Source organism: Brevibacillus brevis, from assembly GCF_900637055.1.
Taxonomy (GTDB): Bacteria; Bacillota; Bacilli; order Brevibacillales; family Brevibacillaceae; genus Brevibacillus; species Brevibacillus brevis.
Genome location: NZ_LR134338.1, coordinates 5,508,808 through 5,522,904 on the forward strand (window position 1 = coordinate 5,508,808; position 14,097 = coordinate 5,522,904).

11 protein-coding genes are annotated in these 14,097 nt (G+C 48.1%); 2 read left to right on the top strand and 9 right to left on the bottom strand.

Going from position 1 to position 14,097, the window contains the following annotated elements; all coding sequences use genetic code 11:
* Nucleotides 1-43: 43 nt before the first annotated feature.
* The 9 genes from mglC to EL268_RS26760 form a co-directional block, all read right to left on the bottom strand.
* Complete coding sequence (gene mglC / locus EL268_RS26720; protein ID WP_106652545.1) at nucleotides 44-1,063, bottom strand: galactose/methyl galactoside ABC transporter permease MglC; 1,020 nt, start codon at nucleotides 1,061-1,063, stop codon at nucleotides 44-46.
* 18 nt (nucleotides 1,064-1,081) lie between these two features.
* A complete protein-coding gene (locus tag EL268_RS26725; protein WP_106652544.1) occupies nucleotides 1,082-2,599 on the bottom strand; it encodes a sugar ABC transporter ATP-binding protein in 1,518 nt (505 codons plus the stop codon).
* A gap of 83 nt (nucleotides 2,600-2,682) precedes the next feature.
* A complete protein-coding gene (locus EL268_RS26730) occupies nucleotides 2,683-3,729 on the bottom strand; it encodes a galactose ABC transporter substrate-binding protein (RefSeq protein WP_106652543.1) in 1,047 nt (348 codons plus the stop codon).
* Between the two features lie 126 nt (nucleotides 3,730-3,855).
* A complete protein-coding gene (locus tag EL268_RS26735; RefSeq protein WP_232030097.1) occupies nucleotides 3,856-4,827 on the bottom strand; it encodes a substrate-binding domain-containing protein in 972 nt (323 codons plus the stop codon).
* An 11-nt stretch (nucleotides 4,828-4,838) separates the two neighbouring features.
* Nucleotides 4,839-6,602 (bottom strand): cache domain-containing sensor histidine kinase, encoded by a 1,764-nt coding sequence (locus EL268_RS26740; RefSeq protein ID WP_106652541.1) that lies wholly within the window; start codon nucleotides 6,600-6,602, stop codon nucleotides 4,839-4,841.
* Nucleotides 6,603-6,605: 3 nt separating this feature from the next.
* On the bottom strand, nucleotides 6,606-8,210 hold the full coding sequence (locus tag EL268_RS26745; protein WP_106652540.1) for a response regulator: 1,605 nt from the start codon (nucleotides 8,208-8,210) through the stop codon (nucleotides 6,606-6,608).
* Nucleotides 8,211-8,279: 69 nt separating this feature from the next.
* Nucleotides 8,280-8,765, bottom strand: coding sequence for a tetratricopeptide repeat protein (locus EL268_RS26750; RefSeq protein WP_106652539.1), 486 nt, complete (start codon nucleotides 8,763-8,765; stop codon nucleotides 8,280-8,282).
* Between the two features lie 75 nt (nucleotides 8,766-8,840).
* Nucleotides 8,841-10,079 carry a hypothetical protein gene (locus EL268_RS26755; RefSeq protein WP_106652538.1) on the bottom strand — a complete coding sequence of 413 codons (1,239 nt, stop codon included), beginning with the start codon at nucleotides 10,077-10,079 and terminating at the stop codon, nucleotides 8,841-8,843.
* A gap of 35 nt (nucleotides 10,080-10,114) precedes the next feature.
* On the bottom strand, nucleotides 10,115-11,269 hold the full coding sequence (locus EL268_RS26760) for a HesA/MoeB/ThiF family protein (RefSeq protein WP_106652537.1): 1,155 nt from the start codon (nucleotides 11,267-11,269) through the stop codon (nucleotides 10,115-10,117).
* Nucleotides 11,270-11,772: 503 nt separating this feature from the next.
* Here EL268_RS26760 and EL268_RS26765 point away from each other — a divergent pair.
* Both EL268_RS26765 and EL268_RS26770 read left to right on the top strand, forming a co-directional pair.
* Nucleotides 11,773-12,330, top strand: a complete 558-nt coding sequence (locus EL268_RS26765) for an RNA polymerase sigma factor (protein WP_106652536.1) — start codon at nucleotides 11,773-11,775, stop codon at nucleotides 12,328-12,330.
* Complete coding sequence (locus EL268_RS26770) at nucleotides 12,327-14,036, top strand: DUF4179 domain-containing protein (RefSeq protein ID WP_106652535.1); 1,710 nt, start codon at nucleotides 12,327-12,329, stop codon at nucleotides 14,034-14,036. Before EL268_RS26765 ends, EL268_RS26770 begins: the two co-directional genes overlap by 4 nt.
* Nucleotides 14,037-14,097 lie beyond the last annotated feature (61 nt).

Genomic DNA, 14,097 nt, shown 5'->3' on the forward strand with positions numbered 1-14,097 from the left:
CCCAGAAAAGCTGCCTTGGTTGACAGCTGACCGGGGTCTCTTATTATTTTTTCGCCAAGTATTTGCGAATGTCAAAAGCAACGGCTGCCACAATGATGAGTCCTTTGATGATGAGCTGCCAATACGGGCTGACTCCGATAAACGTAAGTCCGTAGTTGATGACGCCAAAAATAAGGACACCCGCAAGCACACCTGGAACGGTACCAATTCCGCCAGACGTCGAGACTCCCCCTACCACACAGGCTGCAATGGCGTCCAGCTCGTACATGTTGCCGTAGTTGTTCGTCGCGCCACCTGTCCGGGCTGCCTCCAGAACTCCTCCGAGTCCATACAGGGCACCAGCAATGGCATAGATAATCATGAGGTTGAAAGCGACGTTGATCCCGGAAACAGTTGCGGCCTGCATGTTGCCTCCGATGGCGTACATGTTTTTACCAAGCCGTGTTTTGTTGAAGATTACCCAGACGATGAAGGCAACCATGATCGCAATGATGACAATATACGGAATCGAATACGGGCCACTCGGGCCGATGTACCCTGTCCCAAGCTGATTGAAGTCACTCCGCAGTCCAGCGATTGGCTGCGATTGATTGGGCTCCATATCAAAATAGATGGAGTTGAACCCGTATACAATGACCATCATGCCCAACGTAGCGATAAAAGGTGGCACACTAAAACGAGACACAATAATGCCGTTGATCAGACCAACCAGCAAGCCCGCAGCGATTGCGATGAGAATGGGGATAAGCAACGGCAAATCGGGTAAATCCGGGAAAAACCTCCGCGGATAGTCTTGGCTTTGCAGCATTGAGGCAGAGATGACAGCCGTCAATCCGACCACTCGCCCCGCGGAAAGATCCGTTCCGCCTGTAATAAGAACAAACGCAGCACCCAAGGCAATAATAGCGCGAGTGGAGGATTGCACCAAAATATCCCGAAGCGTTGTAATGGAAAGAAAATTAGGGTCGTAAATCGCAATTCCCGCGATCAACAAAACCAGAACGATATAGATGGCGTTTTGCGTAACAAAGCCTTGCACCTGTTTAGCAGACAACTGAGACATGCCTGTTCGCCTCCTTTCTCATGCAAGATGTTTGGTAGCCAGCCGCATAATCTCTTCTTCGGTTGCCGCTGTACCCGACAAAAAACCGGAGAGCCTACCCTCGCACATGACCATGATTCGATCTGACATTCCAAGCAACTCTGGCATTTCCGAGGAAATCATAATGATCCCTTTTCCTTGACTCGCCAGTTCCGCGATGATGGTATAGATTTCGTATTTGGCGCCAACATCGACTCCACGCGTAGGTTCGTCCAGCAATAAAATATCCGGATCAGTCAAAAGCCACCTCGCCAACAGAACCTTTTGCTGATTGCCCCCTGACAGGTTTTTGATCAAGGCTTTCATAGAGGGAGTCTTGACGCGGAGCATCTCGATGCTTCGGCTGACATCCGCTCTTCGCTTGCGCTCATTGAGGAGCAGAAAAGGTGTTTGGTAACTGGCCAAATTCGCGATGACCGTATTTTCCAGAATCGATAAGACAGGAATGATGCCAGTGACTCGCCGCTCCTCCGTCAAGAGCGCCATTTTGTGCTTCTTCGCATCCTTCGGTGATTTGATCCGCACCTCCTGACCGTTGATCGACACTTTTCCTGCTGACACTGCGCGCAATCCAAACAATGCCTCAATCAGCTCTGTTCGTTGTGCGCCCACGAGACCGCCTACGCCCAAGATTTCGCCTTTGCGCAATTCAAACGACACGTGCTGAAATGACTGGGAAAATGGAGAGCTCAGTCCTTCTACCTTTAAAATCGGTTCCCCTGGCGAATTCGATCGACTCGGGAAACGCTGCGTCAGGTCCCGTCCAACCATTTTCGAGATGATCAGGTCTGTCGTCAGCTCGGCTGCCCGCCATGTTCCAATGAGCTTGCCATCGCGCATGATCGTCACGTCATCCGCAATCCGTAAAATTTCTTCCATCTTGTGCGAAATATAGATGATGGCGACACCTCTGCTCTTCAGTTCGCGGATGATCGCAAATAGCTGCTCCACCTCGTTTCCCGTCAGTGAAGACGTCGGTTCGTCCATAATAATCACTTTGGATTGGTAGGAAACAGCTTTGGCTATTTCAAGCGACTGTACCTTGGATACAGACAAATCACGGACAACAGCGTGCGGATTCAAATCCATTCCCAGATCAGCAAACAGCTTCTTCGTATCCGCGAGCATTCTTGTCTCATCCACAAACGGAAAAGGACCGATTCTTTTGACCGGAAAACGACCTAGCCAAATGTTTTCCATGACATTGCGAAAGGGCACCGGATGCAGCTCTTGATGAATCATGGAGATGCCATGGGCCAGCGCGTCCTTTGAGCTGCTCATCGTCACCTGCTCATTGTTTAGCAGGATTTCTCCCGCATCTGGTCGATATATTCCGAAGAGACACTTCATCAGGGTCGATTTGCCTGCCCCATTCTCTCCCATCAGTGCATGAACAGTTCCGGGACGGACTTTTAGCGTGACATCGTCGAGTGCCTTGACCCCTGGAAATTCTTTATGAATGTGGTTCATTTCCAACAAAAATGCATGCTGAGCCATGCGAGTGCCCTCCTTTTTGCAAAATCATCCCCATCACCGAAACAGGAGAGTCGGATTCGTCTCTTCACCGACTCTCCTGCTTTTTATTTCGCGTCGTTCATGTTTTCCTTGGTGATTTTTTTGTAGGGCACCCACACGTACTTCCCATCCGTAATGTCAAAGCCTGTAGAATCTTTCGTTGGCGTTTCACCCTTCGCCAAAGACGCCGCGATGCTAAGGGTGGCTTTTCCTTGGTTATTCGCATCGTTGAGGACCGTTCCGAGCAAGGTTCCCGCCTCCAACTCCTTCAACGCAGGTGCTGTGGCGTCCACGCCAACAACAGGCATGTACTTGCCATTCGCAAAATAGCCAGATGCCTTCAGCGCTTCGATTGCCCCCAGTGCCATATCGTCGTTGTTGGCAAGAACGGCTTCGATCTTGTCACCGGAAGCTGCGAGGAAGGCTGCCATCTTTTCCTGCCCTTTTACGCGATCCCACATGGCCGTATCTTCCGCGACCTTCTCTACTTTAATCCCTGCATCTTCAATCGCCTTCACCGAAAACTTCGTCCGCAGCTCAGCATCCTGATGCCCTGGCTCGCCTTTTAACATGACATATTGGAGGACACCATCCTTGTTTTTATCTGCTTCCGGATTTGCCTTCCAGTAATCGACGATCAGCTCGCCGGAGATTGTGCCGGATTCCTCCGCTTTTGCTCCCACGTAGTAAACCTTATCCCACTTCTGCATATCCTCTGGCATCGGCTCACGGTTGAAGAAGACGACGGGAATATTGGCTTGTTTCGCCTTGTCGATAAGGACGCCAGCAGCTGTGCGATCCACCGGATTGATGGCGAGGGCATTTACCTTTTTGTTAATGAACAAATCCACTTTGTCATTTTGCGTAGGCTGGGCATTTTGGCTGTCTACAATGTCCACTTCCGCTTTGCCTTCTGCGGCTTTCGAAATCGCATTGCGCACTCCTGTCATGAACGTATCATCGAACTTGTAGATGGCGACTCCGATTTTGGGATTCCCCGCAGGAGACGAGCCTCCCCCGGACGCTGCCGGCTGCGAACCGCCAGATTGTGAGCATCCAACCACCGAGAGTGTAACAGCGGCTACCAGTGTAGTGGCAATCAGCTTTCTCATTCGATAATCCCCCTTTATCCCCTATGTTTACATCTGATATACACCAAATGTAAGCGTTTTCCCAAGTGTGTTCCATCGAAAATCCTGCGCATTTCTATCAAAATTCTCATCTGTTTTTTCGGTGGCCTATTTTACGAAGGGGAAGAGGAGCTTTTGATTCTCCGACCAAAACATATTCTCCCGATCGATTGCTTTTGTTCCGGTGTCGACCAGACTGGGCACTGCTTCTCCGTTGCTCGCTTCGACTGCGTACTTGACGCCGAGATATCCCATCGATAGCGGCTTCTGGATGATCGTCGCGGAGATGATCCCTTCCTGCAAATACTCCAGCACTTCCGGTGGACTGTCGATTGCTACGATTTTGACTTTGTCCCGCAGTCCACTGTTTTCCATTTCCTCGGCCACACCGATCGCTGTACTGGCATCGAGTGCAATCACCCCTTTCAACTGCGGATGCTTGCGGATCAGTTCGCGCGTCCACTCACCGATCTGCTTTTTATCCAAGGGAACATTTTCGTTGGCAATCAATTCAACCTGCGTTTCCCGTGGGAGCAAATCGAGGACGCCCTGTTCTCTTCGTTTGGCATTTGCCTTTACCCGATCTGTGCCGAGCAATGCGATTTGTCCTTTTTTCTCGATCAGGTACATCATTTTTTCGAATGCCTTCATGCCCATATCGTAGTTATCCGTCCCAATGTAGCTTTTGACGGCTGAATCTTTTCCGACGGTGTCGAGTACAAGGATCGGGATGGCCCTCTCCCTAGCCAGCTTGATAGCTTCTCGCAAAACGTGTTCGTCACTAGGTGCCACCACGATTGTCTCGGAGCCATCTGCGATTGCCTGCTGCACCAGCTCCATTTGCCTGTGGGCATCCTCCTCATAGTCTGGCGCGTAAAAATTCAGGTTTCGCTCATATTCCTTGGCAGCCATCTCCGCCCCGAGCTTGACCGTTCGCCAATAATCGCCGTGCTTCATACGGACGATCAGCGCCACTGTCTTTTTCTTGCCTACTTCCCCATCTGTAAGCGGAGCACTGCATGAGCAAAAAAGCGTCACCACTGCCAAAACGACCAGTCCGTATACGCTCAAACGTTTCACCGCTGCCGTCCTCATAATCGATCTCGCTCCTCTGCAACCTGGCGCGGAATCCATACACGCACAACGGTCCCCTCTTCCTGTTCGCTCGCAATTTCCAAACCGTACTGTTCCCCGAACGTCAAGCGGATGCGCTCTTGCACGTTTTGTATCCCAACGCCCGAGCCTTCTTCGCTTCTATAAAAGCCGGCTTTTACTTGTGCAAGAACATCAGGGGACATGCCCAAGCCATTGTCGCTTACCTGAAGTAACACCTTACCGTCGATGAGTGCTGCAAATATGCGAATCCAGCCCGGATCAGCCAAATGCTCAATCCCGTGGTAGATAGCGTTTTCCACAATCGGCTGGAGCAGTAACTTCAGCGTCAGGCAATTGAGCACCTCATCCTCATTCTCGACCACGATCTCGTACTCAAATTTTTGCTTGTACCTCATTTTTTGAATAATAAGATAATGACGCACATGCTCCAGCTCTTCCCGCACCGTGATAATGTTCTTGCCTCTGCTCAGGCTAATCCGAAACAGCTTTGACAACGAAGTAATCGTGGTGATGACATCCTCGTTTTTTCCGTTGCCGACCATTCTGACCACAGAGTTCAACGTGTTGTACAGAAAATGCGGATTGATCTGTGCCTGTAGCACCTCCAGCTCGCTTTTTCGTTTGGCTTCCTGTTCCCGAATGATCTGGTGCATCAATTCCCTGACCTTCGCGACCATCAGATGAAAACGCAAGGAAAGCTGTTCGACCTCATGGCTTCCCCGGATCGGTTCACTCTCTGAAAAGTCTCCCTGCTCCACCTTTTCCATGGATCGCTCCAGCAGCTTGATCGGTCGTGATATTTTCGCAGAGAGATAGTACAGCACGAACAACACAATGACAATCACAAAGATGAGCAGCCAAAAAATGAAGCGACTGATTTCTTTTTTGGTCGTCACAATCTCGTCCATATAGGAAACCCCAATGATTTTCCAGCCTAGCTGATCGATCGTCTTGATGGTGATCAAACGCGCTTCGTCCTGTGTCTCTTCTACATAGCTGCCATAGGAATGCTTCAGCGGCAAGGAACGGTTTTCATTTTTCAATCCGGCGTAAATCAACTGCTGCTGCGGATGGTAGACGATGTTCCCGACCAAATCGATGATGTAGACGTACCCCTTTTTCCCCAAGCCCACTCTCTGGCACAATTCATCGATCTCTTTGAAATTCACATCAACTAAAAGTACGGCCGGAATTTCTCCGTCAGGTCCGTGGAGAAGAATTTCCCGACTCATCGAAACGACCCAGGTGTACTCTCCTTTAAACAAGTTCTGGATATGCGGAAGTGAAAAGGACAGGTTCGTCGGGTCCTCGATCGCCTTTTGGAACCAGCTCTGTTCGGTCAAACGAGTGTTTTTCCTCAATACTTTGGAAGGAGTTGTGGCCAACAACGTTCCGTCTCGTGTAAAAACCGCGATGGAGACGATGTCCTTTCTCGTTTCTACGATTGTCTCAAGCTGTTCGTTCAGCTCGTCTGCCGTGAGTCCCTTGCTTCTTCTGATCTTGTCATCAACGAGTTCGAAAATTTGCGTCATCCCATTCATATAGCTCTCCAGATTGTATTTCACCTGCTCCAGGATTTGCTGCGTGTGCAGATACGCGTTTTGCTCTGCCGTCTGCGCAAATTTTCCGTACAGCATCACCCCGACAAACAGCATGACGAGTACCGTCACGAGTGTAAAGGAGGTGGTAATGATAAATTGAATGCCTTTGACCTTGATCACCACAAGCAATCTCTTCATGGGTTAACCTTCCTGCTCGCTCTGGCTTCGGTACTCTTTGGCGGACATGCCTGCATACTTGCGAAAGCTGAAGCTAAAGTAATTGGGATCGGTATATCCTACTTTCTCCGCGATTTCAAAGGACTTCAAATCGGTCGTCCGCAAAAGCTCCTTGGCCTTTTCCATGCGTAATGACAGGAGATAGGTCACAAACGTTGTCTTCGTTTCTTTCTTGAAAATACTGCTAAAATAACCGAGGCTGATGTGCAGATGATCGCACACCTTGTGGATGGATATGTCGGGAGAATGATAATGCGCGTGGGTGTAGTCCAATGCCTGCGTAATCAATCGCCTGTACGTCGTTTGCCGTCCGTTTGCGATACTCGCCATGAGGCGCTCACAAATATCTGTGATCTGTTCGCGGGCATCCTCCATACCGGTAAAAGTCGTCATGACCTGCAAGAGATAGCGTTGTCCGCCAAACAGTTGATCCATGTCAACTTCGGCACGATGGGCAGTCTTCAATATGGTCGTCATAATCTCCAACAAATAAATTCGGTAGTCCTCAATGGATACCGGAACACGTGCCACTTGATCAAACAATTCATCAATCACGTTCCGAAGCTCCGCACTCGTCCCCATTTTGATGCACCGAACCAATTCATGCTCCCTTCTCTCATCGAGGCGTATCTGCTCACTCGCTTGCTTTTCCACGTCATTGATCACAATCATCCTGTTGCAGCCGAGGATGCTTCTGTAATCGAGTGCCTGCATGGCGTCCTCATACGAGTAAGGGAGTGCCGCTACATCTGTCACGACGTTGCCGATTCCGATTGTTACCGTGATGCTCATATATTTTTCAATCGTTCGCCTGATTTCTTCGGCGATATTTTGTGTTTGCACTTCGATTCGTTGCGTGTCGTCTGCTTTTGTTCGCATGAGCAGCACAACCTGATCTTCATGGAGAAAAACGATGCCCGCCTGTTTGCCTGCGTTCAGCTGTTCTTCTGCGATATTTTTCACAGCGAAAAGAAACAGCTGCTGCTCCTCCTGCTTGGGCTGGTCTACACAGATGACCGCCACGAGATATTCGGGACTCCTGAGCTCTATTCCGTATTCGCAGGCTTTTGAATAAACATCGTGCTGTACGAGCTGACGACTCAGCAAAGATGATAAAAAAACCTCCCGCAAAACCGGCAAGCTTTTTCGATAGCTATCGCGCAGCAGCTGAACGTTTTCCCGATGAGCCGCCTCCTCGTCCATCCGTCGCTTGACCTTGTCCAGCGCTTCCAACAGCTCACTCGCGGAAAACGGCTTGAGCACATATTCATCAATTTGCAGCTTCACGGCCTTTTGCGCGTACTCGAACTCATCAAACCCAGTCAGGATAATGATGCGAATGGCAGGGTAATCACGCCCGATAGACTCCGCCAGCTGAAGTCCGTTCATAAAGGGCATCTTGATGTCGGTTACAACGACGTCCGGTCGAAGTCTCTCTACCAACTCCAATGCCTCTCTGCCGTTTTCTGCTTTGGCAACCACCTCGTATCCGTAGCTATGCCAGTCAATTTCTTGGCTAACCCCTTCTCTTACATCTTCTTCGTCATCTACCAATATCAGCTTATACATAGACACCTCCCGCTGTTGTACTTGTACAACGGGAGGCGATTGTTTTCCTGCCAATGGAATGGTATGGCGCTACCACGTCTTATTCAGATCATCTGCATAGAACAGAATCGCTTTTTGATAGGCCAAAATCGCAGGATCGCTTGAGGTTTCCGCGAGGTTTTTCAGGAGAAGAGTCATGGCTTCGTGATGCTTACCTAGATTGTAATACGCCATGGAAAGAAAAATCGGAAAGGAACGGTCGCAGGGGAACTGTTGCATCCCCTTCGCGAGCGTAGCTGCTGCCTGCTCGTATTGTCCCAGCGTGCGATACGTACTGCCCAGACCCAGTAATGCCCCTTGCAGGTCGTCTTCGACAGACAGTCCGAGCTCAATCGCTTTCTCGTAAAAGGGAACGGCTTCCTTCTCCAATCCGGCTGCATCGTGGCACCATGCACATTGATAATGGGCAACAGGATCAGTCGGGGATTGGCTGACGAGCTGAAGGGCAAGCTGGATCGCTTCGTCCAGATGCCCTTCTTTTCGCAGCTGAATGATATTTTGGATCATCGGGTTCATGTGAGCACTTCCTTTGCCTGGGTATCTCTCTTCCCCCTAGCGTAACAGGGCAGCTTGGCAAGGTGAAGACGCAAATTATGTACCCTGCAAGGATTTTGTCCGCTCTCTTTCGCTTCTCCGTTGTCGATAGGCTCTCATCCACGACCAGCCCAAAATGAGAAACGGAACCAGAACCAACAGGATCAACAGGATGCCGTCCCAAAACTCCCACGAGTGAAGCGAAGCGTTTTTCATATCGTCTGCGATGATCCAAATGAAATCAACCGCCATGCGCAGCTGATACTGGACAAAGAACCAGATTCCCCACACCGATCCGATCAAGTAGACCCAGCTATACCAGCGGATGACTCTTTTCTCATGGTCGGCTACGTACTCCCATTCCTCCTGCTCATCCTGCGTCAAGGAACGGAATTTCGCTTTTAGAAACAGGCGTGTATTCACCATCAAATTGGAGCATTGGAACTTGGTTGCCAATACGTAATACAAGTCGGTCTGCATGAAAACCATGAACTGAAAGGCCAAAGCCATCAGCAGGATCACATTCAGCATACGAATGAATGCTTCCATGAAGGGCACAAGTGTCAGCCAGCCTTGATCATTGGCAAACAACAGAATGACACCGATCCCCATAAACATCGCATCCCAGGACATTCCCGCCAAAAACGCCCTGTATCTGCGCTGTGGATCAACGAGAACAATATTGGACATATTCGTCTCAGCTACGGCAAAAACAAGTCGATGTCCCAGACCGATACGACTGCCGATCCCCAATGATCGGGCCGCCATCAAGTGGGCCATTTCATGGAAAAACAGAAAAACCCATGTAGCCACGAAAGAAACCACTACCGAAACCGTCACGGAAGAAGAAACAAAAATATCGGAATAGACCGGGATATACTTGCCCGTAAACACACAAATCAAAAGACCTGTGAAAAATAAGATACCGTATAATCCAAAGGCAACACGGTTAAAGAAAAACTGACCCGTACCCTGCTTGATCCAAGAGAAATGATCCACAACCGGCACTGGCTCGTTGACAACTTCTCCATCTGCCATGTACACAAATTGATAGGAACCAATTAAATCCTGCGCAAAGTCGAGCACATCCACCGGTTCGCCTAACCGTTCTTCCATGATTGTCGCTACTTCATTGATGCTCTTCCCTTCATCCAGCATATCGATGATCTCGACACCAATGGCCGGAAGCACAATGAAATTGCTGATATCCGTTCGGCCAATGAGGATCTCTTCCTCGTTTTCCGCCCGGCGCGCAAGCGGGTGCATCTTGAGAATGCTATCTCCCGAGATATTCACTTACAGACACCTTCCTCTCTTACAGGAACGACTCCTTACTTTGCGAGCACTTCTTTTCGCTTGATATGAAAAATCGGCTCCGTTCCGCTGCCTCTTCCACAAGTCGGGCATTCGGCTTCATTTCGCTCCCACTCAAAAAACACACTCTTTTCCAACGTATTAAAGTCGAAAATGATAAATTTGCCCGCTGATTGTACCGGAGCGATTCCTGTCAAATACCTGATTGCATCGGAAGCCATCATTCCCGTAATCATCATGGTATTGGGTGCAATCGTGGCAGTAGGCAGGATAAAGTTGGTATCGAGCAGCCTTTGGATCAACTGCGGATAGTCTTCGATCTGTCTGGAACGATGCAAATGCATGCAGTCGATACAGCCCGTCTTTCCAGGTTCTACCATAAAGAACTGTCCTTCGATGAGGTTGAATCCCCCAGCAATGAACGGGATTTGCAGCTTAGCGCAGGCATGATTCACCCATCTCTGCAAAAAGAAAAAGGGCTGATCGGCTGCGAGCATCACGAGGTCACTTCCGGCAATAACCCGCTCCACGTCTTCGCTGGACTTGATTTGCAGCGTCTCCGTTTCAATCAATACCTCAGAATGAAGCCTTCCGATGAAATCACGTGCCGCTTCCACCTTCAGCCGACCAATATCCTTTTCGTTAAAGACCATTTGTCGGTTCAAATTGCTGAGCTCCACTCTATCAAAATCCACGAGCTTGATATGCTGGATTCCCGCTCCTACCAGATTGACCAGTAGCGTAGAGCCAAAGGCACCCATTCCCAGGATCGTCACTTTTTTTCTACTTACCTGTTCCTGTAGCTCGCTAGGACTTTGATTGAGATCAGTGAACAAGGAGAAGTAGCGGATATTCGCTTTATACCTTTCCTTTTGTTCCGAAGTCAGAACGGAAGCCTCTTCCTTCGCCTGATCCATCAGGAAGCCCAAGGCACTGAGTGATTCCACTGCTTCCACTATTTCTTCATACGTAATTTCAGGGTAATCAACAGCCAATAATGTATGTATTTCACCGACAGTACGAGTGCCATCCATCAGTTTGATCATCTTGCGGATGGACCCATTCTCGTCTTCCAATTCGAAGGTATAGCCAGGCGCCTCTCCCAAGCGGATCATCTGCTCTGTCACTTCATAGACGGGATGCACTGGTTTAAATAAAGGACGACGTTCCATAATACAAAACACCTCCCAATAGTGGGGTTCGCTAACCCGGCTCATTTTAGATGAAAAAAGGGAATAGCTCGTGTGCTATTCCCCCTCTTCTTAAGAGAATTAAGCTGCTACTGCAGTAGTGCGAACGCTTTCAACTTTTTTCGCTTGGATTTTCATGGATAGTTCCCCCTCTCTTCATTCAAAAATTAAGACAAGTTCATTATATTTCATGAATTTACAGAATTCTACAAATATTAGTAAAAAATTATATATTTTGGTAATATTCTACTATTTATTTCGTAAGCAATAGGATTTTCCTTCCAAATTCTATCCAAAATATTACAAATCCTTCTTTGCCGGAAATATTTACTAGTCTTTTTGGAAAATACTCCTGAATTTGGGACACTTTCATTTTGGGATTCGTAGTACTAGGATGTAATAGGGAAATTTCACCAAGATCACTTTTGTTTGATCAAAAAAGGAAAAGCTGCGCAGCGAGCCTTTTTTGCCTAGGGGGAGCACAAATGGAGGAAGATCGAGTGATCATCGGGCGGGTCTTGCAAGGAAACAAAGACTCCTACTCCGAGATCATTACCAGATACCACGGAAAAGTAAGTTCCATTCTTCGTAAAATGTTGGGACATACACCTGATGCACAAGATATCGTGCAGGAAATTTTCATCAAGACGTATTACCATTTACCAGAATATAAAACAAACTACGATTTTTCTGCATGGTTGTACCGGATAGCAGCTAACCACTGTCTGGACGAGCTGCGCAAGCGCAAGCGGAAGCAGCAGCTCACCACCAGCGAAGAAATAGAACCAGTGGATAGCCATACGCCGGAGGTTGCCTTTCTGAATAAGGAGGGTCAGCGCCTGTTGCGTCAAAGGATGATGTCCGTCGAAGAAAAGTATCGGATCGTCCTCGAAATGCGCTACTTCGAATCATTGAGTTGTGAAGAAATCAGCCATCGACTTTCGATTCCGTCGAGTACTGTTCGGACGCGTCTGTCTCGTGGAAAAGACAAGTTAAGGGAAGCAATCGGGCATGCAGGGCAAGGGGGGGACTTTCATCTATGAAATGCTTAGATAAAGGACAAATTGCTTTGTATCTATACGACCTTCTTGAGCCAGAAGAAGCCGAGGTCATAGCAGCTCATTTGGAAGAATGCCGTCATTGTCAGTTGAAGTTGAAGCAGGAGCTGGACGAGCTGGAAGATCCGGAAGAATCGCTAGCGACAGATGAGCCATCCGATGCTGTCATCCAAGACATCATGGCTAGTCTTCCCCCTTACCCCATACACGTCCTGAAACGATCAGAGAGACAAAACATACAGAAGAAAATCGATTGGAAAAAAAGGAGCCTGGATATCGTGAAAAAAGCAACCATCGCCGTAGCAGGAATGGCAGCAGTCGTCTATTTTGGAACACTGACTTCACCATCTTTTGCGACTTATGTAAATGACTTGTATGCCGCTACCATAAAATCACAGCCGAAGCAGACAGAGAGCAGCTTGTTTGCAGAAGAAGCGTCCGAGGACGCTCTCATCCAGCGCGGACTTGAAGAAGGATATAACAAGAAGCTTGATTTGAAAGCCGTCGACAACGGAATGACGCTGGAAGTAAAAGAAGTCATGGCAGACACGAGGGATGTCCGGATTATTTTCGGCTTCAAGGATAAGAATGGCAAGCAGCTTGAAAAGTTGTTCCGGAATTTCCCACTGGGAGATGAAGATAAACTGAACGAAACCTATGAAATCAAAATCACAGACGAAGATGGAAACGTTCTTGAGACAATTGATAAGTACCATCTTAATTATAACAAGAAGGAAAGCATCGGCGAAAAAGATGAGTACTTGATGGTCAGCCGACCGATTAGCAGATATTTTACAGATGTCAGCAAGATTCCTGACAAACTGAACATCGAGCTTAGCATCAAGAAGCTGGACAAAGTTGACGGAAATTGGAGCGTGACGATTCCTGTTGATATTTCCAAAGCCAAAAAAGAAACAAAAATTGTACCGATTAACGAGCATTTTACCGCTCCCAATGGCGAAGTGATTAATCTGAAGCAAGTAATGGTGACACCTGGCCAAACGGAATTCGTTATCGAGAATACGGAAGGAAGTGGTAGTTCCCCATCCTTAACTTATGAAGTGGTGGACGACAAGGGAACTGTACTCGCAGCTTGGAGCACTCTGGACCTAATGAGTGAATTTGGGGAAGAGCCGAATCCATTTTTCAAAAATGTAAGCAGGGAGTATTTCGTTCGTGCAACCGCTGACAGAAATGTTCACTTCATCAACTTTCATTCCTTGCCAACGAATAAAAATCTAACCTTTAGAGTGGGTGATAATTACGATCAGGTTCCTTCGAATTTTAAGCAAAAGCTGTCCATTGAGACACTGAAAACCACGCCTGTAACGATAAAGCATGAAGGAAGCACACTAACCTTCTCAAACTTTGCTTCAGAAGAGATAACGAAAACAAACCCAATCACTTCTGAAAAACACAAAAAGCTGCGTAGTACAATACAGCTAGAGGCAACTTTGGCACCGGGTGTGATCTTTTTAGACTCCTGGGAGGGTGCTGATGACAAGGGCAAAGAATACGATTTTAATTTCATGGGCTCCACAACAAAAGATGAAAAAGGTAATTTTGTCGTGAAAGGTATACTCGTAGATGAAATGGACGCAATCCCGAAAGAGCTGACGCTTACGATCGAGGAACAAGTGAACAGAGCAAAAGATATGGATTGGAGCGTAGCACTTCCACTGAAGAACTAACGCAAAAATAAAACCACCACTCCCAATGAAACTGTAACAGCTCATGGGAGTGGTGGTCTTT